This window comes from Crossiella cryophila (assembly GCF_014204915.1).
Lineage (GTDB): Bacteria > Actinomycetota > Actinomycetes > Mycobacteriales > Pseudonocardiaceae > Crossiella > Crossiella cryophila.
Map to the genome: position 1 here is coordinate 907,380 of NZ_JACHMH010000001.1, position 26,763 is coordinate 934,142.

Genomic DNA, 26,763 nt, shown 5'->3' on the forward strand with positions numbered 1-26,763 from the left:
GAACCTCCGAATGGATGATTTGCGAAGCAACTAATGACGTGGAACTGCCGTCATCGGCAGTGCGCTCGGGTACGGCGCGTTGGTGAACTTCACCCGCACGGGCCGATCCGGCACCGGAACGAGCCGCCATTGCGCGGCGACCGTGGCGATCGCCGTCAGCAGCTCGGTCAGCGCGAAAGAGTTTCCGATGCACTGCCGGATACCGGCGCCGAACGGGATGAACGAGCCATCCGGCACCGCGGCCGTCCGTTCGGGCGACCACCGGTCCGGGTCGAAACGATCAGGATCAGGGAAGGATCGCTCGTCGAAATGCATGGTGTACGGGCTGACGATGATCTCGTCACCCGGCCGCAGCCGCAGTCCGCCGAGGTCGACCTCGCGGTTGGCCCGCCGCATCAGCAGCCACAGCGAGTACATCCGCAGGCCCTCGGTGGCCACCCGCCGGGTGTACTCCAGCCGGGGCAGGTCGGCGAAGGTGACCGGACGACCGCCCAGCACCTCGTCCAGTTCGGCGTGCAGCTTCGCCTCGACCTCGGGGTTGCGGCCCAGTTCGTGGAAGATCCAGCCCAGCGCCAGCGCGCTGGTCTCGATGCCTGCCGTGAGCAGCGTGATGACCTCGTCGAAGACCTGCTGCTCCGTCATGCCCTCGCCGGTGTCGGCGTCCCTGGCCAGTAGCAGCAGGGACAGCAGATCACCGTGGTCGACGCCGTCCCAGCCGGTGATCACCCTGGTGACCACCTCGCGCATCCGGCTGATCGCGGCGTCGAAGGCCCGGTTGCCCGGGATGGGCAGGCGCTCGACGAAGCCTGGTGAGAGCGCCCGGATGATGCCCTGTTTGACGATCACCGGGATGGACCGGCGGGACTCCTCGATCGCGCTGCCGCCCAGTTCGGTGGCGAACAGCGCGGCGCCGACGATGGTGACCGCCAGGCCCTGCATGTCCTCGTCCACCAGCCGGACCTCGCCCGGCCGCCAGGAGCCGGTCAGCTCGGTGGCGGCGCGCACCATGTTCCCGGCGTAGTGCTCGATCCGCCCCTGGCGGAAGGCGGGCAGCATGAGCCTGCGCTGCCGCCGGTGGAACGCGCCGTCCGACATCGCCAGCCCGTTACCCATGTAAGGGCGGAACTTGTCGAACATGGCGCCTTTGCCGAAACTCACGCCGTCCGTTACCAGTACGCGATGGACCAGTTCAGGACTTGTGATGAAATAAGCCTGGAGTGGTCCCAGATAGAGCTTGACAACGTCGCCGTGCTCGCGGAGTCCGGCGGTGAATCGGAATTTTCTGCGCAGCAAGGCCGGTGTGTGCCCGAGTAACGGCCACTGACCGGGTGCCACCCGGACGGGCATTCGCACTCCTTGCGCCGGGAAAGGGGAAGTGGCCACACTAGGGCCCATTCGGCCGCAGGCGACAGTACCCGTCCGAGTGGGGTGTCATCCCATTGGTCGATCACCAACTCGGCGGAGAAATCTCGCTATGCTGGGCACCGCTACGAATCGAGGTGTTTGTCCGTGACGCGGACGCAGGACTGGATCCCGCCCGGCGTCGACATAACGACGCCGAGCATTGCCAGGGTCTATGACTACGTACTCGGCGGTAGCCACAACTTCGCCGTGGACCGCGACACCGCCGAGACACTCAAGCGCATCGCGCCCGGCCTGCGCCGGGTGGCCAGGCTCAACCGCGCCTTCATGGCCAGGGCGGTCCGGTACCAGATGGCCCAGGGCATCCGGCAGTTCCTGGACATCGGCTCCGGCATCCCGACCGTCGGCAACGTGCACGAGATCGCGCAGCGGATCGACCCGGCCTGCCGGGTGGTCTACCTGGACCGCGATCCGGTCGCGGTCGCGCACAGCGAGCTGATGCTGGAGCAGACGCCCGGCACCGGGGTGGTGCACGCGGACATGCGCGACTTCGAGCGGGTCATCGGCAGCGCGGCGGTCCGGCAGCTGATCGACTTCGACGAGCCGGTCGGCCTGCTGTTCATGCTGGTGCTGCACTGGCTGCCGGAGGAGTCCAAGCCAGTCGAGCTGATGGGTGATTACCGCGATCTGCTCGCGCCCGGCAGCTACCTCGCGCTCACCCACGCCACCCACGACGAGCAGAAGCAGGACCTGGAAGACCTCGGCGACGCGATCCGGATCTCCCGCAGCGCGGACCAGGTCACCCCGCGCACCTACGAGGAGATCCTGGCCCTGATCGGCGACTTCGAGCTGGTCGAGCCGGGGCTGGTCGGCTGTGCCGACTGGCGGGCCGACGGCCCTGGCGCCATCGCCGACCCGTCGAGCAACGACTACACCTACGCCGGCGTGGCCAGGAAGACCTGAGCCACCCATGGCCGATCTCAGCCTGCGGGCAAGCCAGGCGCCGCCGCCGGAGGACTCGCGGCGCAAACGCCGCACCCTGGCGCGCAAATGGGCTTACGTGCTGGCCGAGACCGACTACGTGCCACTGGTGCACACCGAGTTCGAGGACGAGCTGGCCGGACTGCTGGACACCCTGTGCGAGGCGGTGCACCGCGAGCGGGCCGAGCCAGGCACGGCCGGGGCGGCCGGGGCGGCCGGGGCCCGGCTGGTCGAGCTGAACTGCGCGAGCCAGCAGTCGCTCGCGGCGACCATGGACATCCTGGGCAAGGGTCTGCTGGCACTGCCGGAGTTCCGCGGCGGCAAATCGGCCGAACGCGTGGTGGGCACGCTCGGCGCGCTGGCCGCCGGTTTCCTCGCCGCCGCGCAGCGGGCCACCCTGGAACAGCAGGAGAGCATGAAGCTCTCGCTGCTCAAGGCGGTGCGCGATGCCAAGTGGAACCTGCGCGCGGCCGAGGCCAGGTTCGAGGAGGTCGCCACCTGCTCGGCCAGCGGCATCCTGATCACCGACCTGGACGGCACGCTGCTGCGGGTGAACGGTTCGGTCGGCGCCATCCTCGGGCACACCCCGGCCGAGCTGACCGGCCGCAACCTGTTCGAGCTGATCCCGCCCGAGCACGCGCCCGCGCTGCGCGAGGACTACGCGGCCCTGCTCAGCGGCCGGATCCAGCGGATCAAGCAGTCCCAGAAGCTGTTGCTGACCGACGGCGACCACGCGGTGGTCACGCTGACCGCCTCTTTACTGCGCGGCGAGGACGAGGCGCCCAGCCAGTTCGTCACCGTGGTGGAGGACGGCACCGAACTGCGGCTGCTGCAGAGCGAGCTGAGCAGGCAGGCGCTGCACGACGTGCTGACCGGGCTGCCCAACCGCCAGTACTTCGGCACCCACCTGGAATCCGTGCTGCGCCAAGCGGATCCGCGCTACGGCGTGACCCTGTTCCACCTCGGCCTGGACGCCTTCGCGGTGGTCCGCGACGGGCTCGGCGAACACGCGGGCGAGCACCTGCTGGTGATGGTCGCCCAGCGGCTCAAGGCGGTGGTGGCCGGGGAGAAGGCCATGGTGGCGCGGATCGACGGGTCCGAGTTCGCGGTGCTGGTGGAGAACTGTTCCAGCACCCCGCCGCCGGTGGCCATGGTGCACATGATCCGGTGCGAGCTGGCCGAACCGACCTACGTGGACGGGCACGGGCTGGCCGCCTCGGTCAGCATCGGCGTGGTGCACCAGCCGCCGCCGGAGAGCACGCCTGCCGAGCTGCTGCGCGGCGCGCATCTGGCCTTGCGCCGGGCCCGCGGCAACGGACCTGGGCAGTGGGAGCAGCTGCACCCCGAGCAGGACCGGCTGGACCGGGAGCGGGACGCGCTGGCCGCCTCGATGCCGGGCGCGTTCGAGAACGGCGCGGTGGAGCCGAGGTACCGGCCGCTGGTGCGGCTGGCCGACGGCCGGGTGCACGGGGTGGAGGCGTTGCTGTGCTGGGAGCACCCCGAACTCGGGCCACTGCCGGACCAGCGCTGCCGGGAGCTGGCCGAGTCGACCGGGCTGATGGCCAACCTCGGCGAGTGGCTGCTGCGCACCGGGTGCCGGCAGACCGGCTGGTGGCGGCAGCGGCTGGGCCGGGACCTGTCGCTCGCGCTGAGCCTGACCCCGCACCAGGCCGCGGACGCGGACCTGGTCACCAGGGTGGTCGGCGTGCTCAAGGAGACCGCGTTCCCGGCGACCAAGCTGCTGGTCGAGCTGCCCGCGCCGGTGCTGACCGCGGACCGGGGCGAGGCCAGGGACAACCTGCGCACGCTGGCCGACCTGGGCGTGCGCACCGTGCTCAGCGACTTCGGGCTGGGTGCGGGCGACCTGTCCACGCTGACCGAACTTCCGGTGAACTCGGTCCGGCTCAACCGTGAACTTCTCGGCCGGGCGGGCTCGGCGGGTCCGGCGGTGGCCGACTCGCTGCGCGCGCTGCCCGGACTGGCGCACCGGGCCGGTGCCACCGAAGTGATCGCGGACGGTGTGTCAACCGCTGAGCAGGCAGAATTCTGGCTGGCAGCCGAAGCCGATCTTGCTGTCGGTGATCATTTCGGACTGCCGTGCAGGCCAGACGAGCTGGCGGCGGCCTTCGGCAGCCCGGCCTGGCGGGTCAAATCTTCGTAACGAAGTTCGCACCTTTTTTCACAAACTCGGTCCCAAGTAGACGGAACTACAGCTAGCTTCCCTGCGTCACCCCTCCGAGGTAACCCAATCGGGTCATGGTGGGGTCTGGGGAAGGAGCTCGATGAGTAAGGCAAGCCTCCGCCGGAGGGTGGGCGCCGCGGTTTCGGTGGCGGGTGTGCTGGTGCTGGGCACCGCGCTGGGCACGGGCATCGTGTCCGCGCAGCCGACCGAGGTCACCGCCGACGCGGTCGTGCAGTCCATGCCGGCCGAGCTGAAGGAAGCGATCCGTCGCGACCTCGGCAAGGACGCCAAGGAGTACGTGGCGACCGCTCGGGCCGCGGACAAGGCCGCGCTGGCGGGTACGCGACTGCGCAAGGAGCTGGGCGAGAAGTTCGGCGGCGCGTGGTTCGACAAGAACAGCAAGAAACTGCACGTCGCGGTCACTGACGCCGCCGTGGCCGCCAAGGTGCGGGCCGCCGGTGGCGAGGTGCACCAGCGCGGGGTCTCCGAGGGCGCCCTCGACCGCGCCGCGACCACCATCACCAACTGGGTCAAGGCCCTGCCCGCCGAGAAGAAGGCCGCGTTCCAGGCCGTCGCGGTGGACACCAAGGACGGCAAGCTTGGCGTGACCCTGTCCAGCTCGGAGGCGGGCAAGGCCCTGGCCGCCGAGCTGCCCAAGGTCAACGTCGAGGTCGAGGTCGGGCACAAGCAGGAAGAGCTGCAGGCCGAGAAGGACCTCCGCGGTGGCGACGGCTACACCGTCTCCGGCGCGGGCAGCAGCCTCCGGCTCTGCTCCCTCGGCTTCAACGCCGTGGACAAGCTCGGCCGCGGCCAGATCATCACCGCCGGTCACTGCTTCGACGGCTTCGACGGCCGCAAGGTCAACGTCGAGATCAAGGGCGCGGGCAACCCGGTCGGCGAGGCCATCGGTCTCGGCGAGAACGTCCGGTTCGACAACGCCCCCGACGGCGACGACTCGGCCACCATCAAGGTGACCAACGGCGGCAACAAGCTGCTGCCCGAGGTCAACCGCTACAACGGCAGCGGCCTGAAGCTGGACGGCGTCACCGACCCGATCCAGGGCCAGGAGATCTGCAAGTCCGGCCGCACCACCGGCTGGCAGTGCGGCAACGTGGTCAACGTCGACGTGCAGGTGCGGATCAGCAACCACCTGCTCTCGCTGTTCCAGCACGACGCCTGCAGCATCCCCGGTGACTCCGGCGGCGCCGTGGTCCTGGGCTCCAAGGCCCTGGGCATCACCTCCGGCGGCGCCGCCAACCCCGGCGACAAGTGCCCCACCGCCGGCCAGCCGAAGGACCGCTCCTACGCCGAGTTCGTCGGCCGGGACATCCTGCCCGACCACAAGGGCGACGCCCAGCTCACCGTGCTGACCAGCAACGGTGACGTGGACGAGGACGGCGTGCTCGACATCGACGAGCTGAACGCCGACATCACCAAGATCAAGGACACCAACAACAACGGGGTCGCCGCCTACCGCGACGCCGACGAGCCGAACCTGTCCGCGCCGAAGCTGACCAGCCCGGCCGACAAGTCCCGGATCACCGAGCGCAAGCCGGTGCTCACCGGCACCGCCAAGCCCAACGCCGCGGTCTCCCTGTCCTACAAGGGCCAGACCACGGAGATCAAGGCCGACGCGAGCGGCAAGTGGACGCAGACCACGGGCGCGGAACTGGCCTACGGCGACCACGAGATCAGCCTGAAGCAGAAGGTCGGCGAGCTGACCTCGCGCGAGGTCAAGTCGAAGTTCACCGTCGTCCCGGCGGCTCCGGTCATCACCGAGCCCAAGGAAGGCGTCAAGAGCGAGAACGCCCGTCCGGTCATCTCCGGCACCGGCACCGCCAAGGCCACCGTCACGGTGACCTCCGGCGAGACCAAGCTGGGCGAGGCCACCGTGGGCGCCGACGGCAAGTGGACCGTCACCCCGGCCGCGGACCTGGCCAAGGGCAAGCACACCATCTCCGCCAAGCAGACCATCGACAAGGTGGACTCGGACGCGGACACCGTGGCCTACGAGCTGACCAAGGGTGGCGCGGCCCCGCCGACCACCAGCCCCGCCGGCAACGGTGGCGGTAACGGCGGTCTGGCCAAGACCGGTGTGGACGGCGTGGTGCCGATGCTGATCGGTGGCGCCGTCGCGGTCGCCGGCGGCATCGCGCTGCTGGTGTTCTTCCGCCGCCGCAAGGCTGGCGTGCAGTCCTGATGTGACTGAGTGAGTACCGCGGAACGGGCGGTCGTCCTTCGGGACGGCCGCCCGTTTCTTTGCCATACCGCGACCTTCGTAACGAACCCGGCAGCGACCGGCGGAACTGCCCCTTCGGGCGGCTAGCGTTTGCCTGCCCCCGTTCTCACGGGCGGGTTGTGGTGGTGGCGAAGAAGGTGCGGGATGCGCAGGGCGCTTGGGTTGTTCGGAGCCGCCTGCCTGCTCGTGCTGGGCGCGATGCCTGCGCAGGCCGCGCAGCAGCCCGGTGAGCAGGCGCTGCTCGCCGCGCACGCCGAGGCGTTGCCGCCACAGCTGAAACAGGCGCTGCGCCGCGATCTCGGCCTGGACCCGGTGACCTACCTGGCCAACGGCCGCGCGGCCCGGCAGGCCGCTGCCGCCGCCGACCGGCTGCGCGCCGAACTGGGTTCGGCCTTCGGCGGGGCCTGGTTCGAGTCCGGCAACCGGCGGCTGCGGGTCGCGGTCACCGACGAGGCCGCCGCGGACCGGGTCCGGATCGCCGGGGCCGGTGCGCAGGTGCGGCCGGTCAACGCCGAGGCCCTTGACCAGGCGGTGGACGCGGTGGCCCGCTGGTCGGCCGCGCTGCCACCGGCCGAACGGGCCGCGGTCTACGGCATCACCCCGGACGTGCGGGCCGGGAACCTGCGCCTGCTGCTGGCCGACTCCGCGACCGGCCGCCGACTCGCGAACTCCTTGCCCCGCCCCGGTGTCTCGCTCCGGGTCGAGCACACCGACCTGCCGCCGCAGCCGCCGGCGGTGCGTGCCCAAGGCTGCGGCTACGGCCTCAACGCGCTGGACCGCCTCGGTCGCGCGGTCTCCCTCGGCCCGGCCCACTGCGCGCCGCTGGGCTCGGTGGACAGGTTCACCCTGGCCTCGCTGGACGGCGACGGCCCCGGCGACGACCTGGCCTCGATCCGGATCGCCGACCAGCACGCCACCCCGCTGCCCGAGGTGGCCGGACCCGGTGGCGCGCAACGGGTCGAGTCGATCGCCGCGGCCATCCCCGGCGCCCAGGTGTGCGCGGCGGGCCGGGCCGGTTACTCCTGCGGCACGGTGTTCGCGCCGCGCTCGGTGTGGCGGCTCGGCGAGTCCGGCGCGATGGCCTTGCGCGGCTTCGAGGTGCACGGACTGTGCGTGGACGGCGGCGGCGCACTGCTGGCCGGTGGCGCGGCACTGGGCTGGACCTCGGCCGCACACCTGGGCTCACCGGCCGGTCGCTGCCGGCCCGCGCCCGGACCCGGCGGGCTGACCACGCTGGCCCTCGGCGAATCGCTGACCACGGATGTGCTGCCCAGCTTCGGCGGCGAGCTGCGGCTGCTGACCACCGAGGGCGACGCGGACGCCGACGGCGTGCGTGATGTGGACGAGCTGGCCCCGGACCGGACCCGGCCGCGCGATGCCAACCAGGACAAGCTGGTCGCCTACCTGGACCCGGACGAGCCGCGGCTGCGCGCGCCCACCCTGCTGGGCCCGCTGGACGGCAGCCGGGGCACCGAGGCGCTGCCGGAGGTGCACGGCACCGCCCGGCCCGGCGCGCGGGTGAGCGTGCGGCTGGACGCCAAGCCACCGGTGCAGATCACCGCCGACAGCGAGGGCCGCTGGAAGCTGACGCTGCCGGAGAAGCTGTGCCTCGGCGGGCACCAGGTGGCGCTGCGGCAGAGCGTGGACGGGCAGGAGTCCCCGGAGACGGTCGGCAACTTCACCGTGATGCCGCCGCCCCCGGTGATCACCGCGCCCGGTCAGGGCGATCGCGGCGACCTGCCCCGGCCGCAGATCGCGGGCACCGGCAAGCCCAAGGCGCTGGTGACCGTGTCGGTGGACGGGGTGCCCGCCGGGTCGACCACGGTCGGCGCGGACGGCCAGTGGCGGCTGCGGCCCGGCGCCGACCTCAAGCCAGGCGCGCGCTCGATCACCGCGCGGCAGACGGTGACCAGGGTGGACTCGGCGGAGGCGAGCGTGCGCTACCTGGTCGGCGGCGTGAGCGCGCCCAGTCAGGACGTGCTGGAGACCGGCGCGAACCCCGGACTGGCCGCCGAACTCAAGGGCGGCGGGCACCCGGTGGCGGTGGCGGTGACGCTCGGCGGCGGGCTGCTGGTGCTCGGCCTGGCGCTCGGGCTGCGCAGGCTCCGGCGGCGGGCCGACGCGGATTAGCGCGTTGTCCGGCCGATGCCGCCTGTTCGGGGGTACCGTTGGCCTCCTGAACCTGGTGGGAGACAGGGAAGGAAGGCCATGGCGGCGGTCGTGCTCACGCCTATGGAGTTCTTCGTGAGCTGGGAAGACCTCGCACCGGGGGCCCGGCCGCTGGTGCTCGACGTCGTACCCGATCCGGCCTCCGACGAGGAGGCCGAGCAGATCCGCAGGTCGGCCTGGGTGGGCCTGGCCGACAAGGGCCTGGGCTGGCCCGGTCAGCTCAACTCCTGGTACACGGATCTGCTGCACCAGTTCGCCCGCCCGCGCACCGCCATCGACCTGCGCTTCAACCTGGACCGGGAACGCTCGCTGCGGGCCATGGTCACCGGCAGCGGCGAGTTCGTGGCCTGCGGCAGTGTGATGGACAACCAGATCCGGATCTCCGAGATCGGCCCCACCACCATGCCGGAGGCCGCGGTGGAGCTGCTGCCGGAGCACCCGCCCGGCCACGGCGACTCGATCACCGTGCCCAACGATCTGCTGCAGTACGCCGCGGCCCGCGCCGGCAAGTCCTACGACGCCTTCGCACACCAGCTGGAGCTGGGCGGCATGCCGGCCGGACCGGCTCGCGCGCTGGCCCAGACGGTCAGCGCGGAACGACTGCGCGGCGGCCAGTTCGGTGCCACCGGCTGGGACCACTGGGGCGAGCGCAACCGCGCTGAGCACGTGGTTTCCGTGGTGGACAACATCGAGGGCCGCTACTCGGTGCGCGCGATCGGTCAATACACGACGGTCGCCCCGGCGGACACCGAGCGCTTGGTCGAGAATCTGTCCGAACTGCTGATCTCGGTCAACTGACGCCAACCGGTGCGACACCGGACACGCCAGGTGGTTACTGGTGAGTAATATGGCGTAGTCTCCCGGGCGGGGCAGGATACCGACGCCGCTATCACCTGGGAGGACTGCCGAGCATGGGTGCTGTGCATATCGTGTTGGGCCTGATTTCTCTGGCCGCCACCCTCGCCTGGGTCGTCCTGCTCTCCAGGGCCGTGGTCCAGATGGTGCGCACCGTGCGGCTGGGCCAACCCGACCCGACCCGCAACGGGCCGCTGTTCGGCCGCCTGAAGACCATGCTCACCGAGATCCTCGGGCACACCAGGATGCTCAAGTGGGGCGTGGTCGGCGCGGCGCACTGGTTCGTCATGGTCGGCTTCGGCTCGCTGGTGCTGACCCTGGTCGAGGCGCACGGCGAGGTCTTCGACCCCTCCTTCGAGCTGCCCATCATCGGCGGCTGGCCGATCTGGGGCCTGTTCGTCGAGCTGATCGGCCTGACCACGGTGATCGGCATCCTGGTGCTGATCGGCATCCGCCAGCGCAACCACCCGCGCCGCGCGGACCGCCAGTCCCGGTTCCAGGGCTCCAACTTCTGGCAGGCCTACTTCGTCGAGGGCGTCATCCTCAGCGTCGGTGTCTGCATCTTCGCCATCCGCGCGTTCAAGGCCTCCAGCGGGCTGTTCCACTACCCGGTCTGGGCCACCCCGATCTCGCACGGCCTCGGCGCCATCCTGCCCAGCGCGGCGATCATGGTCTCCATCTTCGCGGTGCTGAAGATCTTCATCTCGGCCGCCTGGGCGATCACCATCTCGCGCAACCTGAACATGGGCGTGGCCTGGCACCGGTTCACCGCCTTCTTCAACATCTACTTCAAGCGCGAGGCCGACGGCGGCGTGGCGCTGGGCGCGGCCAAGCCGATGATGAGCGGCGGCAAGCCGCTGGACTTCGAGGAGGCCGACCCGGAGAAGGACGTCTTCGGCGCCGGCAAGGTCGAGGACTTCTCCTGGAAGGGCTGGCTGGACTTCACCACCTGCACCGAGTGCGGGCGCTGCCAGTCCCAGTGCCCGGCCTGGAACACCGGCAAGCCGCTCTCGCCCAAGCTGGTGATCACGGCGCTGCGCGACCACGCCTACGCCAAGGCCCCGTACCTGCTGGCCGGCGGCCGCAAGGACATGGGCGGCGACGAGGTCGGCATCACCGGCGACGACGCCGAGGCCAGGCTGGCCAAGATCGATGTGCTGGCGCTGGCCGAGTCCGAGCGCCCGCTGATCGGCGGCCCGGACGAGCTGGGCGTGATCGACCCCGAGGTGCTGTGGTCCTGCACCACCTGCGGCGCCTGCGTCGAGCAGTGCCCGGTGGACATCGAGCACGTGGACCACATCGTGGACATGCGCAGGTACCAGGTGCTGATCGAGTCGAACTTCCCGAGCGAGCTGGGCGGGATGTTCAAGAACCTGGAGAACAAGGGCAACCCCTGGGGCCAGAACGCCAAGGACCGGCTGGCCTGGACCGAGGGCCTGGACTTCGAGGTGCCGGTCTTCGACGGCGAACTGGGCGACACCGAGTACCTGTTCTGGGTCGGCTGCGCGGGCGCGTTCGAGGACCGGGCGAAGAAGACCACCCGCGCGGTGGCCGAACTGCTGCACCTGGCCGAGGTCAAGTACACCGTGCTCGGCCCCGAGGAGACCTGCACCGGTGACCCGGCCCGGCGCGCCGGCAACGAGTTCCTGTTCCAGATGCTGGCCCAGCAGAACGTCGAGGTGCTGAACTCGGTGTTCGAGGGCAGGCCCAAGGGCAAGCGCAAGATCGTGGCCACCTGCGCGCACTGCTTCAACTCGCTGGCCAACGAGTACCCGCAGCTGGGCGGCGAGTTCGAGGTCGTGCACCACACCCAGCTGCTCAACCGCCTGGTCCGGGAACGCCGCCTGGTCCCGGTCGCCCCGCTGGCCGAGGACGTCACCTACCACGACCCCTGCTACCTGGGCAGGCACAACAAGGTCTACACCCCGCCGCGCGAGCTGATCGGCGCCACCGGCGCGGCCCTGCGCGAGATGCCAAGGCACGGCGACCGCTCCATGTGCTGTGGCGCCGGCGGCGCCCGGATGTGGATGGAGGAGCGGATCGGCAAGCGGATCAACGTCGACCGCGTGGACGAGGCCCTTGGCACCGCCCCCACCAAGATCGCCACCGGCTGCCCGTTCTGCCGCGTGATGCTCACCGACGGCGTCACCCAGCGCCAGAGCGAGGGTCAGGCGGCGGCGGTCGAGGTGGTGGACGTGTCCCAGCTGCTGCTCAGCGCGGTGAAGCGGAGCGTGCCGACGGCGGCCGAGCCGGAGAACGCGGAGCAGCCCAGCGCGGGGTAAGGCAGTACGCTTGCCGCAGGAGGTGCTGGCGGATGGTTGCCGAACTGGTTGGACAGCCTTTTGACCCACTCGTTGAGTTCAACGGGATGTGGGACACGCAGCTGGCCGAACACTACCTGCCATTGCCGCACGTTCCGGCGGCCAAGTACGAGTGCCTGGACGGTAAGCTGATCATGAGCCCATATGAGGCTTCGCAGAATTCTTATGCGGAAGGTCAGTTGATCTTCCTTGCGAAGCTGGCGGCCAAGCAGACCCCGTTCCGGGTGTATGGCACGGTCAACCTGCTCTTCGAGCCCAAGCGGTGGATCCAGCCGGATCTCACGGTGCTCAACAGCTCACCGGAAGGCGCCCTCTGGGTGGATCCCGGCCTGGTCACGCTGGTCGGCGAGGTGGTCTCGCCCAGCAGCCGCCGCCGGGATCGCATCGACAAGCCCGCCCTGTGCGCGGCCGTGGGCATCCCGTACTTCCTGGAGGTCCAGGTCGACCACGAGCAGGAGCGGGCCTCGGTCAACCTGCTCAAGCTGGGTGGCAAGGGCTACCGGCCGTACGCCAGCGCGCTGGCCGGGCAGAAGTTCGAGACGGACCTGCCGTTCCCGATGTCCTTCGACCCGGCCGAGCTGCTCGACTACTGAGCTAGGGCCTGCGGCCCACCCACAGGTAGCCGTCGTCGTTGCCGGGGTCGCGGTCGCCGCCGACCTCGGGGCGTTGCCGGAACTGCAACGGCTCGGTCAGCGGGCGCTCCAGCACCACGGTCAGCGTGAGCGCGCATTCCCTGGCGCCGGGTTCGATCGCGTGCACCGAGTTGGCCAGCACGGTCGGGCCGGTGGAGACCACCGTCCAGTCGCCGCTGACCCCGGAGATCCGCACGCCGGCCGGTGGGTACAGCGAGACCGCCACCCGCTGGCCGGTGTCGCCGCGGTTGGCCAGGTGCACGGTGATCTTGAGCGGTTCGCCGACCGCCACCGTCTGCGGGTCGCGGTCGGTGCTGATGGCCAGGGCGCCGTCGTAGCGGGACTCGGCGTAGCCCGCGTCCACCCCGCGCACCGTCTCGCCGGGGCGGACCCGCAGTTCACGGGTGGTGTAGCTGCCCCAGGTGAAGGCGTTGTCCCGGCCGGGGCGGGTCAGGGTGAGCTGGGCTGGGCCCGCCACCGAGCTGGCCTTGAGCTGGAAGCGGCCTGCGGGCAGGTCCTCCAGGCGGTAGCGGCCGTCCGGACCGGAGACCGCGTACCGGGTGATCGGCTTGACCGAGGAGACCTGCACCTCGGGCAGCGCTGGTTCGCCCTGGTCACGGCGGCCGTCCCGGTCGGTGTCCTGCCAGATGAGGCCGGTGACGGTGGCGCCGCGGATGCCGAAGTCGGCCGGGCGGATGCCCTCGGCGGAGACCAGCGCGAAGCGGACCGGGCTGGTGGTGGCCGCGTACTCGGACCGGTGGTGGCTGATCTTGTACAGCCCGAACCGCAGTGCGGGTGAGCGGTACCGGCCGTCCTCGTCGGTGGCCGCCTTGCCGGCCGGGCGCTGCCGCAGCACGTCGTAGAAGCTCACCTCGGCCTCCCCCGCGCCGGGTTCGCCGGGCTGGGCCGCGCCGTCGGCGTTCCGGTCGAACCAGACTCTGCCGGTGACCACGCCGGTCGGGGCGATGTCCTCGGCTTGGGCGGGCATTCCGGTCAGGGACAGCAGACTCACACCGGCCAGGACCACGGCAGTGCGCCGCAGGTTCATCTGGACTCCCAATCGACCTCGAAGTTCGTTGACATCCAACACACGTGCGATGTTGCCCGTTGGTTGTCCACGACACCGCGGATTCACCCCTCCGGCGGCACCGCGTGCCCGGTGTGCCGGAAAGCGCTCTGGAGAGCACGATGTGCGCATGGCGCAGGAGAGCGAACCGGGCGGCGAGAGCACGCTCACCGTGGTGCTGGCACTGATCGTCAACTTCCTGATCGGCATCATGAAGGCGGTCGCCGGGGTGCTCACCGGCTCGGCCGCGCTGCTGGCCGAGGCCGGGCACTCGGTCGCGGACACCTTCACCGAGGGCCTGCTGCTGACCGCGCTGCGCCGCTCCGGCAAACCGGCCGACGCCCGCCACCCGTTCGGCTACGGCAAGGAGCGCTTCTTCTGGTCGCTGATGGCCGCGGTGGCGATCTTCGCTTCGGGCGCGGTGTTCGCGGTTGTGGAGGGCGTGCACACGCTGATCAGCGGTGATGACGCGCAGACCCGGCCGTGGGTGGCCTACCTGGTGCTGGGCCTGGCCTTCCTGCTGGAGTCGGTCTCCTTCGTGCAGGCCTCCCGCCAGGTCCGGCGGGAGGCCAAGGCCGAGGGCCGCCCGATCCCGGCCTACCTGCGGCATTCCGACGATCCCACGGTGAAGACGGTGTTCTTCGAGGACACCGCCGCGCTGATCGGCCTGGTGCTGGCCTTCCTCGGCGTGCTGCTGCACCAGCTCACCGGCTCCGCGGTCTGGGACGCGGTGGCCTCGCTGGCCATCGGCGTGCTGCTGGCCGGGGTGGCCTACCTGCTGGGCCGCACCAACCTCGGCCTGCTCATCGGCCGCCAGGCCGATCCGGTGCTGGTGCGCGCGGCCTACCGGCGGATCGAGGCGCAGCCCGAGGTGGAGGTGGTGGTGGACATCCTGAGCATGGTCACCGGCACCGACCGGGTGCTGCTGTGCGCCCGGCTGGACTTCGACGACAACCTGGGCGCGGCCGACCTGGAACGCGCCTGCGTGCGCATCTCGGCCGAGCTGCGCGCCGAGTTCGCCGAGCTGGACGAGGTCTTCCTGGAGCCGGTCCCGCGGGCCGATCCTGAGCTGCGGGCCAGGGTGCTCGCCCGCTACGGCGAGCTGTTCCCCCGGCCCGAGCGCTGACTCAGCTCCGGCGACGCCGGGTTCCGGCGACCAGCACCACGCCGAGCACCACCAGGGCCAGCCCCGCCCACAGGAACACCGTGGGCGCGGCGCCGGTCTGGGCCAGCGGCGGCCGCGGCGGGACCGGCCCGCCGGGCACCCGCACCGAGGCGGAATCGGTGTCGGTGACCGGGTTCCCCGGCCGTTCGGTGTCCGGCTGACCGGTCGCGGTGGCGGTGTTGACCAGGGTGCCGCCGCCGGGTGCGGCGGTGGTGCAGGTCCAGGTCCGGCTGTCGTTGACCGGCAGCCGGTCGATCCGGCGGTCGCAGCCGGGCAGGCTCGGGTCGGCCACGGTGACGCCGATCAGGTCGACGGTGCCGGTGTTGCGCACGGTCAGCTTGAACGTCACCGTGCGGCCGGGCGCGGCCTCGTCCTGGTCGGCGGTCTTGGTCAGGTCGATGCCGGGCTTGCCGACCTTCGCGGTGGCCTGGTCGGTGTCGGTCACCGGACGCCCGGTGGGGTCGGTGCCGGTGGCGGTCACGGTGTTGGCGATGTCGTTGTCCCGCATGGTCACCACGCAGGTCACCGGCTTGCTCGACTCCCCGGGCGCCAGGTTCCCGACGGCCACCGAGCAGCCGGGCGCGACCGGATCGGCGAGCACCACGTTGGTCAGCGGCACGTCGCCGGTATTGCGCACCACCACGGTGAAGGTGGCCTCCTGGCCGCTCAGCAGTGGTTTGGCCGGGCCGGTCTTGGTCACCTCGATACCGGGGCCGATCACGTCCAGCACCGCGTTGTCGGTGTCGGTCACCGGGCGGCCGGTCGGGTCGGTCCCGGTCACCGTCGCGGTGTTGGTGACGTCCTGGGCCGCGGTGATCACGCAGGTCCGGGTCTCGGTCCCGCCGACCGGCAGCAGCGGCAGGGTGAATCCGCAGCTCGCCTGCCTGTCGTCGGTGACCCGGACCTCGGTGAGCGGCACATCGCCGGTGTTGCGGATGACGATCGTGTAGGTCACCTGGTCGCCGGGCCGGGCGGTGGCCGGGCTGACCGACTTGTCGATGTCCACCCCCGGGTGCAGCACGTCAACCGGGGCATCGTCCACATCGGACACATCAGGTCCGGTCGGCGGTTTTCCGTTGGCAGTGGCCGTGTTCACCACATCGTCCGCGGGCGCGACCATCGTGCACGGGTAGGTCTCGGCCGCCCCGACGGCCAGTTCCGGGAAGCTACGGCGGCATTCCGGCGCGAGCTGGTCGGTCACCGTGACGCCGGTCAGCGGCACGTCGCCGGTGTTGCTGACCTTGATCCGGAAGGTCACCGAGTCCCCGGCCCGGAACGGCCCGCCCTCCACGTCCTTGGTGATGCTGATGCCCGGGTGCTGCACGTCCACCCGCACGGTGTCCTCATCCCGCACCGGCGGCCCCACCGGCGGGGTGCCGGTGCCGGTCGCGGTATTGGCGAAGTCGTTGCCAGGCGCGGTGATCACGCAGGTGATCCGCTGCTCCGCACCCACGGCCAGCTGCGCGATGGTGCCGCCGCAGCCGGGTGCGGCGGGGTCGCTGACCACCACGTTGGTCAGCGGCACATCGCCGGTGTTGCGCACGATCACGGTGAAGGTGACCTGATCACCTTCGCGCACGGTCTTCTTGTTCGCGGTCTTGCTGACGTCCAGGGCCGGGTGGATCACGTCCACCCGCGCGTCGCCGGTGTCCGTGACCGGCGGACCCACCGGCGGCGTCCCGGTCACCGCGGCCGTGTTGACCAGGTCTTCCTGCCCCGCGGTCCAGGTGCACGTGTAGGTCTGGGTCTCCCCGGCGGCGAGCTTGTCGATGACGCGGGCGCAGCCGGGCACGGCCTGGTCGGTCACGGTGACCGCGGTCAGTTCGGTGTCCCCGGTGTTGCGCACCCGGATGGTGAAGGTGACGGTGTCCCCGGCCCGCACGGTCTCCGGCGCGGCGCTCTTGTCCAGTTCGACGCCAGGGTGCACCACATCGACCTCTGCACCGTCCACATCGGACACCGGTGGCCCGGTCGGCGGGGTGCCGGTGGTGCTCGCGGTGTTCTGGATGTCGTTGGCCGGCGCGGTCATCGTGCAGGTGTAGGTCTGACTGGCGCCCGGCGCGAGGTCGGGCAGCGTGCGCGCGCAGTCCGGGGCCACCTGGTCGGTGACCGAGACCGCGGTCAGCGGCGCGTCGCCGGTGTTGGTCACGGTGATGCCGAAGGTGACGGTGTCGCCTTCCCGGAACGGCCCGCCACGCACGTCCTTGGCGATGTTGATGCCGGGGTGCAGCACCGAGACGACCACCTTGCCGTCATCGCTGACCGGCGGCCCGACCGGCGGCGTGCCGGTGGCGGTCGCGGTGTTGGTGAACTCCTGCGCGGGCGCGGTCACCGTGCAGGTGATCTCCCGCTCGCCGCCGACCGGCAGTTCCGCGATGGTGGCGCCGCAGCCCGGCGCGACCGGATCGCTGACCACCACGTTGGTCAGCGGCACGTCCCCGGTATTGCGCACCACCACGGTGAAGGTGACCTGATCACCCTCGCGCACGGTCTTCTTGTCCGCGGTCTTGGTGACCTCGATCGCCGGATGGATCACGTCCACCCGCGCGTCGTCGGTGGCGGTCACCGGGCGGCCGGTCGGGTCGTTCCCGCTGACCGTGGCGGTGTTGACCAGGTCCGCACTGCCCGCGGTCCACATGCAGGTGTAGCTCTGGCTCGCCCCCGGCGCCAGGTCCGGCAGGGTGCGGGCGCAGGCCGGGACAGCCGGGTCGGCCACCGTGACCGAGGTCAGCGGCGCGTCGCCGGAGTTGGTGACCTTGATCGTGAAGCTCACCTGGTCGCCGACCCGGACGGTGCCGGGCTCGGCGGACTTCTCGATGTCCAGCCGCGGGTTCACCACGTCCACCACGGCATCGTCGGTGGCGGTGACCGGCGGGCCGACCGGTGGCGTGCCGGTCACGGTGGCCACGTTGGTGAGGTCCTGGGTGGCGGTCAGCACGCAGGTGTAGGTCTGGCTCGCGCCGCTGGCCAGGCTGGCGAACACCCGGTCACAGGCCGGGGTCAGCGGATCGGCCACCCGCACGTCGGTCAGGTCCACGTCGCCGGAGTTGGTGACCTTGATGGTGAAGGTGACCTGCTCACCGGCCCGCACCCGGCCGGGTTCGGCGTCCTTGGTGATCCGCACCGCCGGGTGCTGCACGTCCACCCGCGCGGTGTCCACATCGGACACCGGCGGACCCACCGGCGGCGTACCGGTGGCGGTGGCGGTGTTGGCGAAGTCCTCCTGCGGCGCGGTCACCACGCAGCTGAACCGCTGCTGCGCGCCCACGGCCAGCTGCGCGATGGTGCCGCCGCAGCCGGGTGCGTCCTGGTCGGCCAGCACCACGTTGGTCAGCGGCACGTCGCCGGTGTTGCGCACCAGCACGGTGAAGGTGACCTGGTCGCCAACCCGGACGACGCCGGGCTCGGCGGTCTTGGTGACCTCGATCGCCGGGTTGATCACGTCCACCCGCGCGTCGTCGGTGTCGGTCACCGGCGGCCCGACCGGCGGGGTGCCGGTGACGGTCGCGGTGTTCACCAGGTCCGCGCTGACCGTGGTGCTGCACGTGTAGGTCTCGCTCGCCCCGGCCGCGAGCCGCTCGAACTCCTTGGCGCACAACGGCAACGCCGGATCGGCCACGGTGACCCGGGTCAGATCGCTGTCCCCGGTGTTGGTCACCTTGATGGTGAAGGTGACGGTGTCCCCGACCCTGGCGGTCTCCGGCGAGGCGGTCTTCTCGATGTCCACCGCGGGTTTGAGCACCTTGACGGTGGCCTGTGCGCTCGCCGTGACGTCCTGCCCTGACCTGTCCCGCCCGGTCGCGGTCGCGGTGTTGGTGGTGGTCTCACTCAGCCGCGCGGTGCAGGTGTAGGTCTGGCTGCCGCCCGCTGGCAGCGCTCCGGACAGCGTGCGCGCGCACTCCGGGGTGCGGTCGTCGGCGATCCGCACCGGGTCCAGCGGGGAGTCGCCGGTGTTGCGCACGGTGATGGTGAACGTGGTCTGGTCCCCGGCCCGGATGGTGCCAGGGTCGGCGGACTTGGTCAGCTCGATGCCGGGCCGCACGATCGGCACCGGGGCGTCGTCACTGGCCTGCACCTTGAGCCCGAGCGAGTCGAAACCGCTGGCGGTGGCCGTGTTCACGCCGTCGGCCACCGGCGCGGCGGTGGTGCAGGTGAAGGTGCGGCTGGCCCCGACGGCGAGCACCCCGGCGAGGTTGCGCGCGCAGTCGGGGACCTTGGCGTCGGCGACCTGGAGCCGGGTCAGCGGCACGTCGCCGGAGTTGGTGACCTTGATGGTGAAGGTGACGGTGTCGCCCGCGCGGTAGGCGGGCTTGTCCGCGTCCTTGGCCACCGTGATCGCCGGGTGGATCACGTCCACCTTGGCGCTCGCACTGCCCTCCAGTGGATCGCCGAGGCTGCTGGTGCCGCTGACGTTGGCCGTGTTGGTGACGTCAGCGGCCGGCGCGGTCCCGGTGCAGGTGTAGGTGGTGGACCGGCCCGCGGCCAGCGCGCCGATCTCCCGGTCGCAGGCGGGGAAGGCAGGATCGCTGACCCGGACCCCGCTGGCCGGTGCGCCACTGGGATTGGTCACCTTGATGGTGAAGGTGACCTGCTCGCCCGCGTGCACCACGGACGGGTCGGCGGCCTTCTCGATCTGCAGTTCGGGCACGGCGACGGAGAACACCAGGTTCTGCGCCAGGTAGGAGTCGCCGTTGGTCACGAAGGACAACTCGGCGCTGGTCGCCCCGGAGCGGATCGCGGTGGTGCTGAAGGACTTGGCGTCCACGCTCCAGTTGTTCACCGAGTCGGGGCTGGACCGCCCGTCGGCCAGCGAGACGAAGAAGTTGTCGGTGTTGCCGGTGCCCGGTTCCGGGATCGAGGTGTTGTTGACCTTGAACTCGTCCCTGGGGATGTTCCGGTCACCCTCGTAGGCGGTGACGCCGATCCGGGTGGTCGCGGCGGCGGAGCGGAAGCCGGTGACGGTCACCGTGGTGGCCGGGTCGGTGCTGTTCTGCCGCACGTGGCCGTCGTAGACGAACACCTCGCGCTTGCTTGGCGCGTTGACCGGATCCCGCTCGGCGTACTTGTAGACCACCACCAGCGACCAGCCGGCCATGCAGCCGAACCCGTTGACACCCCACACGTTGCCGGTGGTGATGCTCAGGTCGGACCCGGTGGTGACGCCGGCGAACGCGCTGGTCACATCGGCGTAGGCGGAGTAGTACTGGCCGCCGGTGTAGGTCCGGGCCGGATCCCTGGTGACCGCGACGGGGGCGATGTCGGTGGCCTCCGCGCCCACCGCGAAGCGCACCTTCTGCTGCTCAGGACTGGCCGCCGCGCCACTGGGCACGGTGGCCGCGACCCGCCCGCGGTCCTGGCACATCAGGCCGGTCTGCCCGACATAGGTGCCGGTGTTGCCCGCCCAGTTCAGCCGGGCGAAGTCGATCGTGGCGCCGGGCGGGATGCGCAGGGTGGCCCGGGAGGAGTTGAACGTGTCCGCGTCGGCGTCCACGTCGGCCTGCAGCATGAAGTAGTCGTCGTTGTAGTTGCCGGTCGAGCCGGGGACGGTGCTGCCGCCTGCCACCGTGGCGCAGTTGGCCGGGGACGCGGTGGAGTACTGCGGGGCCCGGTCCGCCGTGGTCGGGCAGCGCAACGAGCCGTTGCCGACCTCCAGGAAGTCGCCGTAGACCACCTGGTCGTAGTTCAGCGTGAACGCCTTGACCACGCCCGCCTGCGCGGAGGCACCGGCCAGCAGTGCGCCGAGGGCGAGGAGCAGGGCGAGCAGGACCCGGAGCAACCGCATACCGGGCACACTGGGGCCGCGCCGTTGATCTCACCACCGGAGCACGCTGGACGTTCCACCGATGTGGGGAACGAGTTACCTCTTGGTGGTGGCCCGGTGGAAGTTCAGGTAGGCCCGCGAGGGCGTCGGCCCACGCTGCCCCTGGTAGCGGGAGCCGACCGCGGCCGAGCCGTAGGGGTTCTCCGCTGGCGAGCTGAGCCGGAACAGGCACAGCTGGCCGATCTTCATCCCCGGCCACAGCGTGATCGGCAGATTGGCCACGTTGGACAGCTCCAGCGTGATGTGCCCGGTGAAGCCGGGGTCGATGAACCCCGCGGTGGAGTGGGTCAGCAGCCCGAGCCGTCCGAGCGAGGACTTGCCCTCCAGCCGCCCGGCGAGGTCATCCGGCAGCCCGACCCGCTCGAAGGTGGAACCGAGCACGAACTCACCGGGGTGCAGCACGAAGGCCTCGTCGTCCTCCTTCTCCACCAGCGAGGTCAGCTCGTCCTGCTGCAACGACGGATCGATGTGGGTGTACTTGGTGTTGTCGAACACCCGGAAGAACCGGTCGAGCCGGACGTCGATGCTGGAGGGCTGGACCAGGTCGGCGTCGAACGGATCGAGGTTGAGCCGACCGGCCTCGACCTCCTTGCGCAGGTCGCTGTCACTGAGGAGCACGTGCCCCAGCGTAACCCGGCCCGGCTGGACACAGCTGGGGCGAGTCCCTGTATGCTCGACGGCGCACGATCAAGCGGGTGTAGTTCATTGGTAGAACGACAGCTTCCCAAGCTGTAGAGGCGGGTTCGATTCCCGTCACCCGCTCCGACACGAAGGCCCGGATCTCGGCGAGATCCGGGCCTTGTCGCTTGTCTGGCTTGGGTTCGCGGGGGTCAGCGGCCGCCGTTGCGGGAGTACTCGGCGCAGGCGTCGACGTCGTCCACGGTGATGCTGGGGTGTCGGGCGACGATCTCGGTCGGCGAGAGTCCCTCGCTCAGCAGGGCGTTGACCACCGCGACGGGCACGTTGGTGCCGGTGACGAACGGGACGCCGTGCGCTACCCCCGGGTCATGGGAGATCTGCTCTAGAGCCACCGCGTCAGTCTGCTTCCGAGGTCCGGGGTCGTCAATGACCCGGGCGGCGGGTTTCGTGGCTCGCGAAGATCGCGCTCACACAGTGTGACCGGGCTTACCGGATATGGCGAAGACCACATTTTCGGTCCGGAAAAATGGTCTTGGGCCACCCGGTTTGCCCGATCCGAATTACGGTCCCAGCCAGGGGAGAAATGCGGTTGCCGCGTGTTTGACTACGCTCCGCCGCGCAGATATTCAAGGCAGAAGTCCACGTCGCCGATCTCCAGGTCCGGGTGCTTCAGCACGATCTCCGCTGCGGTCAGACCCTCGCAGACCAGGGCAACCACCGTGGCGACCGCGATCTTGGTGCCGGTGACGACGGGAACCCCGCGGAGCACAGCGGGGTCCTGTGAGACCTTGAGAAAAGACATGAAAATATCCTGCGCCTTCGACCGGATTGATGTCGACTGCACATGGTAGCGAAAATTCTCTGCCCACTGGGGCGGTCCTGATCCGCCAACCGGCGGATCAGGACGCCCCGGAAACCCGAAACCAATCAGGCCTTGGCCGCGACCGTCTCCGGTCCGGTGGGCTTGTCGGCCTCGTCGGAGTTCAGCGAGTCGATCAGTTCGTCACGGTCCGTGGTGCGCTCCGGCTTGACCAGGCCGACCACCAGGAACAGCACCACCGAGGTCAGCAGCGGGTAGGCGACCAGTGCCTCCTTGGCCACCGTGGTGCCCATCTGCTGCGAGATGTAGAGCACCGCCCACACCCCGAGTCCGCCAAGGGTGGAGGAGATCGCGGAACTCGGGCCCATCCGGCGGAACCAGGGCAGCATGCCCAGCATCAGCGGCACCGCGATCGGGCCCATGGTGGCGGCCACCAGGTCGACCACGACCTTGAGCACGCCGTCGGTGGTATCCAGGGACACCGCCATCAACATGCTCAGCCCGATGAAGCTGAACGTGGTCGCCCTGGCCAGTTTGAGCTGGGCGGCGCCGGTCATCCGTTTGGCGCCCTTCCAGATCCTGGGCAGGATGTCCCTGGTGATCACCGCGGTGATCACGTTGGCGTCCGAGGAGACCATCGCCATGGTGTGCGAGAAGAACCCGGCCAGCACCAGACCGATCATGCCCGCGGGCAGCATCACCTTGCCCAGCTCGATGTAGGCATCGCCCGCCCTGGCGGCCAGGTCCGGCACGATCAGCGGCGCGGCCCACATCGGGAAGAACAGGACCAGCGGCCACACCAGCCACAGCACGCTGGACAGGATCGCCGAGCGCTTCGCCTCGCGGCCGGAGGGCGCGGCCATGTAGCGCTGCGCCAGGTTCCACATGCCGCCGTTGTACTCCAGCGTCTTGATCACGAACAGCGCCATGAAGAAGGTCGCGGTGTAGGGCTCGCGCAGCGGCTCGCTGTTGGCGGCCGGGAGCTTGTCCCAGATCTCCCACATGAACTGGATGCCACCGAAGTGCGCGGCCACCGCCACGAACATCACGATGCCCGCGGCGCCCTGGATGATGAACTGGCCGAAGTCGGTGAGCGCGTCCGCCCACAGGCCGCCGAGCACCGAGTAGATCATCGTGACCACGCCGACGATCAGGATGCCCCAGGCGATCGGCACCCCGGCGAAACCGCGCAGCAGGATGGCCACCGCGGACCACTTGGCCGCGATGTCGACCACCTTGAGCAGCGAGCCGGACCAGGCCATGAGCTGCTGGGCTGGCACGTTGTAGCGCCGGGCCAGGTACTCCAGCGGCGAGGCCACCCCGTGCTTGGAGCGCAGCCGGTTCCAGCGCGCGGCGAACAGGAACGCCCCGATGCCGATACCGATGCCGATGGTCAGCGCCCACCAGACGTAGACGGTCAGGCCCAGCCGGTATGCCTCGCTGGCGAAGGCCACGAACATGACGGCGCTGTAGCCGGACATGTGGTGACTGATGCCGGAAAGCCACCACGGCATCTTGCCGCCTGCGGTGAAGAAGTCGACGACGTTGGCGATCCGGCCGCGCGACCACCAGCCGATCGCCACCATGACGAAGAAATACCCAGCGACCACAACCCAGTCGAGGGTGCCCATGACACCTCCAGCATCAGTACCCGCCACGGGCTGGCGGTCCCTAAGTTGTGCTCCGTCTTACGAGGTAACCCTTGGGTTACGGAACGATTTCCCATGAACCGAGTCACATCTGTGACGAACAGTCAGATATGTGAACATGAATGTGATAAAGCGCCGCGGATCTCGCCCACTCGGTCGCTTGCGGTGACACTGTCATGGTGGACCTCGTGACCTGGCCTTTCGTACTCACCTGCATCGCGGTGGTGGTCTCTCCCGGGCCGTCACTGGCGGTCATCGTCAATCAGGCGCTGCGCGCCGGGCGCACCACCGGCCTGGCGACCATCGCGGGCAACACCAGCGGGCTGGTGTTCTGGGCCGCGGCCTCCGCGCTGGGGCTGACCGCGCTGGTGCGCACCTCCGAGGTGGCCTTCGTGGCACTCAAGGTGGCAGGCGCGCTCTACCTGTGCTGGCTGGGCGTGCAGACCCTGCTGCGCTCACGCAGGCACCAGGAGCAGCCGCCGGAGGACCTGGCCGCCGGGGAGCGCCCGCGGGGCCTGTGGTCGGCCTACCGGGCCGGGCTGCTGGCCAACCTGAGCAACCCCAAGGCCGCCGCGCTCTACCTCGCGCTGCTGCCCCAGTTCCTGCCGCCGGACGGCTCGGTGCTCTCCGGCACCGCGGTGCTGACCGTGGTGCAGATGGCGATCAGCGCGGGCTGGTACGTGCTGGTGGTGCTGGCCGTGGGCGCGGTCCGCCGGGTGCTGTCCAGGCCGACGGTGCGAGCGCGGTTGGACCAGATCAGCGGCTTGATCCTGGTCGGCATGGGAGTACGGATGGCCACCCTGACCCGTGCCACACTCTGAGTGAGCCGGGTCACAATCGACACTACCGCCAGAAGGGTGACCAGTCCCGCCTTGCCGAGGGTTACTCACAGGTAATACCCTGTTGTTACCGGCCAGTAGGGGACCGGCCCGGAAGGCCAGCACCCCGCACAACACGGGAGCGACGAGATGGGCCACTACAAGAGCAACCTGCGCGACCTCGAGTTCAACCTGTTCGAGGTCTTCAAGATCCAGGACCGCCTGGGCAAGGCGCCCTTCGAGCAGGCGGATGAGGACACCGCGCGCGGGATTCTCGGTGAGCTGAACAACCTGGCGACCGGCCCGCTGGCCGAGTCCTTCGCCGACGCCGACCGCAACCCGCCGGTCTTCGACCCCAAGACGCACTCGGTGAAGCTGCCCGAGTCGCTGCGGTCCTCCTACGCGGCCCTGCAGGACGGCGACTGGGGCAAGCTCTACCTGCCGGAGGAGCAGGGCGGCTACGGCCTGCCGCGCACCGTGCAGTGGGCCGCCGCCGAGCTGATCCTTGGCGCGAACCCGGCCGTGTTCATGTACCTGACCGGTCCGAGCTTCTCCACCATCGTGCACCGCAACGGCACCGAGGAACAGCAGCGCTGGGCCCAGATCATGCTGGACAAGGGCTGGACGGCGACCATGGTGCTCACCGAGCCGGACGCCGGTTCCGACGTCGGCGCCGGCCGCACCAAGGCCGTGCTGCAGGAGGACGGCAGCTGGCACCTGGACGGCGTGAAGCGGTTCATCACCTCCGCCGAGCACGACCTCAGCGACAACATCATGCACCTGGTGCTGGCCCGCCCCGAGGGCCCCGGCATCGAGGCCAAGGCAGGCACCAAGGGCCTGAGCCTGTTCCTGGTGCCCAAGTTCCACTTCGACACCCAGACCGGCGAACTGGGCGAGCGCAACGGCGCCTACGTCACCAACGTCGAGCACAAGATGGGCCTGAAGGCCTCCACCACCTGTGAGCTGACCTTCGGCCAGCACGACCTCCCGGCAAAGGGCTGGCTGCTCGGCGAGGTGCACGACGGCATCGCGCAGATGTTCCAGGTGATCGAGTACGCCCGGATGATGGTCGGCACCAAGGCGATCGCCACCCTGTCCACCGGCTACCTGAACGCGCGCGACTACGCCAAGGAGCGCGTGCAGTCGGCCGACCTGACCCAGATGCTGGACAAGACCGCGCCCAGGGTGGCCATCACCAACCACCCGGACGTGCGGCGGATCCTGATGCTGCAGAAGGCCTACACCGAGGGCCTGCGCGCGGTGTACCTCTACACCGCCACCTTCCAGGACTCGATCATCGCCAAGGAGAACACCGAGCTGGCCGAGCGGGTCAACGACCTGCTGCTGCCCATCGTCAAGGGCGTCGGCTCCGAGCGCGCCTACGAGCTGCTCGCGCTGTCCCTGCAGACCCTTGGTGGTTCCGGCTTCCTGCAGGACTACCCGATCGAGCAGTACATCCGGGACGCCAAGATCGACACCCTGTACGAGGGCACCACGGCGATCCAGTCCCTGGACTTCTTCTTCCGCAAGATCGTGCGGGACAAGGGCCAGGCGCTCGGCTTCATCGCGAGCGAGATCCAGAAGACGCTGGAGTCCGAGGTCGGCAACGGCAGGCTGAAGGAGGAGCGCGCGCTGCTCAAGACCGCCCTGGAGGACGTGCAGGGCATGCTGGGCGCGATGATCGGCTTCCTGACCACCGCGCAGGAGGACCCGCGCAACACCTACAAGGTCGGCCAGAACACGGTCCGGCTCTTGATGAGCGCGGGCGACCTGCTGGTCGGCTGGCAGCTGCTGCGCCAGGCCGAGATCGCCATCACCGCGCTGGACGGTGGCGCGGCCTCGGACAAGGACCAGGCGTTCTACCAGGGCAAGCTGGCCGCGGCCTCGTTCTTCGCCAAGAGCGTGCTGCCCGAGCTGACCGCCCGCCGCAAGATCGTGGAGACCACGGACAACGGGCTGATGGACCTGGACGTGGCCGCGTTCTGAGTCCAGCCACCTGACGCTGTCGGGGCCGCGACGGGATCTCCCTCGCGGCCCCGCCGCA

General features: G+C 70.1%; 17 protein-coding genes and 1 tRNA gene. 11 read left to right on the top strand and 7 right to left on the bottom strand.

Annotated elements, in window-relative coordinates; genetic code table 11:
- Positions 1-30: 30 nt before the first annotated feature.
- Complete coding sequence (locus tag HNR67_RS04400) at positions 31-1,347, bottom strand: cytochrome P450 (RefSeq protein WP_185000839.1); 1,317 nt, start codon at positions 1,345-1,347, stop codon at positions 31-33.
- Positions 1,348-1,509: 162 nt separating this feature from the next.
- Here HNR67_RS04400 and HNR67_RS04405 point away from each other — a divergent pair, with 162 nt between their 5' ends.
- From HNR67_RS04405 to HNR67_RS04435, 7 genes are all read left to right on the top strand, one after another.
- Positions 1,510-2,325, top strand: coding sequence for an SAM-dependent methyltransferase (locus tag HNR67_RS04405; protein WP_312986413.1), 816 nt, complete (start codon positions 1,510-1,512; stop codon positions 2,323-2,325).
- 7 nt (positions 2,326-2,332) lie between these two features.
- Entirely contained in the window at positions 2,333-4,504 is a 2,172-nt protein-coding gene (locus HNR67_RS04410) for a putative bifunctional diguanylate cyclase/phosphodiesterase (RefSeq protein WP_185000841.1), read from the top strand.
- 121 nt (positions 4,505-4,625) lie between these two features.
- A complete protein-coding gene (locus HNR67_RS04415) occupies positions 4,626-6,725 on the top strand; it encodes a S1 family peptidase (RefSeq protein WP_185000842.1) in 2,100 nt (699 codons plus the stop codon).
- 183 nt (positions 6,726-6,908) lie between these two features.
- A complete protein-coding gene (locus HNR67_RS04420) occupies positions 6,909-8,894 on the top strand; it encodes a chymotrypsin family serine protease (RefSeq protein ID WP_185000843.1) in 1,986 nt (661 codons plus the stop codon).
- Between the two features lie 102 nt (positions 8,895-8,996).
- Positions 8,997-9,731 carry an ESX secretion-associated protein EspG gene (locus tag HNR67_RS04425; protein WP_246492863.1) on the top strand — a complete coding sequence of 245 codons (735 nt, stop codon included), beginning with the start codon at positions 8,997-8,999 and terminating at the stop codon, positions 9,729-9,731.
- Between the two features lie 113 nt (positions 9,732-9,844).
- Positions 9,845-12,070, top strand: a complete 2,226-nt coding sequence (locus tag HNR67_RS04430; protein ID WP_185000845.1) for a (Fe-S)-binding protein — start codon at positions 9,845-9,847, stop codon at positions 12,068-12,070.
- A gap of 86 nt (positions 12,071-12,156) precedes the next feature.
- Positions 12,157-12,702, top strand: coding sequence for a Uma2 family endonuclease (locus HNR67_RS04435; RefSeq protein WP_246492456.1), 546 nt, complete (start codon positions 12,157-12,159; stop codon positions 12,700-12,702).
- Between the two features lies 1 nt (position 12,703).
- Here HNR67_RS04435 and HNR67_RS04440 read toward each other — a convergent pair whose 3' ends face one another.
- A complete protein-coding gene (locus HNR67_RS04440; protein ID WP_185000847.1) occupies positions 12,704-13,789 on the bottom strand; it encodes an SdrD B-like domain-containing protein in 1,086 nt (361 codons plus the stop codon).
- Between the two features lie 148 nt (positions 13,790-13,937).
- Here HNR67_RS04440 and HNR67_RS04445 point away from each other — a divergent pair, with 148 nt between their 5' ends.
- The gene (locus HNR67_RS04445; protein WP_185000848.1) at positions 13,938-14,933 is read left to right on the top strand and encodes a cation diffusion facilitator family transporter; all 996 of its coding nucleotides are present in this window, start codon (positions 13,938-13,940) and stop codon (positions 14,931-14,933) included.
- 1 nt (position 14,934) lies between these two features.
- Here the strand turns inward: HNR67_RS04445 and HNR67_RS04450 are convergent, their stop codons facing one another.
- Positions 14,935-20,754, bottom strand: a complete 5,820-nt coding sequence (locus tag HNR67_RS04450) for a DUF7507 domain-containing protein (RefSeq protein ID WP_185000849.1) — start codon at positions 20,752-20,754, stop codon at positions 14,935-14,937.
- 75 nt (positions 20,755-20,829) lie between these two features.
- Positions 20,830-21,411 (bottom strand): dCTP deaminase, encoded by a 582-nt coding sequence (gene dcd / locus HNR67_RS04455; protein WP_185000850.1) that lies wholly within the window; start codon positions 21,409-21,411, stop codon positions 20,830-20,832.
- A 73-nt stretch (positions 21,412-21,484) separates the two neighbouring features.
- Between dcd and HNR67_RS04460 the strand changes: the two genes are divergently transcribed.
- Positions 21,485-21,555: transfer RNA gene (locus HNR67_RS04460), tRNA-Gly, on the top strand.
- 68 nt (positions 21,556-21,623) lie between these two features.
- On the opposite strand, the gene HNR67_RS44090 is transcribed toward HNR67_RS04460, so the two are convergent.
- The 3 genes from HNR67_RS44090 to HNR67_RS04475 form a co-directional block, all read right to left on the bottom strand.
- Positions 21,624-21,824: a DUF433 domain-containing protein gene (locus tag HNR67_RS44090; protein WP_185000851.1), complete on the bottom strand. Its 201-nt coding sequence runs from the start codon at positions 21,822-21,824 to the stop codon at positions 21,624-21,626.
- 212 nt (positions 21,825-22,036) lie between these two features.
- The gene (locus HNR67_RS04470; protein WP_185000852.1) at positions 22,037-22,234 is read right to left on the bottom strand and encodes a DUF433 domain-containing protein; all 198 of its coding nucleotides are present in this window, start codon (positions 22,232-22,234) and stop codon (positions 22,037-22,039) included.
- A gap of 125 nt (positions 22,235-22,359) precedes the next feature.
- On the bottom strand, positions 22,360-23,883 hold the full coding sequence (locus tag HNR67_RS04475; RefSeq protein WP_185000853.1) for a sodium:solute symporter family protein: 1,524 nt from the start codon (positions 23,881-23,883) through the stop codon (positions 22,360-22,362).
- A 206-nt stretch (positions 23,884-24,089) separates the two neighbouring features.
- On the opposite strand from HNR67_RS04475, the gene HNR67_RS04480 reads away from it, so the two are divergent.
- Entirely contained in the window at positions 24,090-24,722 is a 633-nt protein-coding gene (locus HNR67_RS04480) for a LysE family translocator (protein WP_185000854.1), read from the top strand.
- 147 nt (positions 24,723-24,869) lie between these two features.
- A complete protein-coding gene (locus tag HNR67_RS04485) occupies positions 24,870-26,705 on the top strand; it encodes an acyl-CoA dehydrogenase (RefSeq protein ID WP_185000855.1) in 1,836 nt (611 codons plus the stop codon).
- Positions 26,706-26,763: the final 58 nt, after the last annotated feature.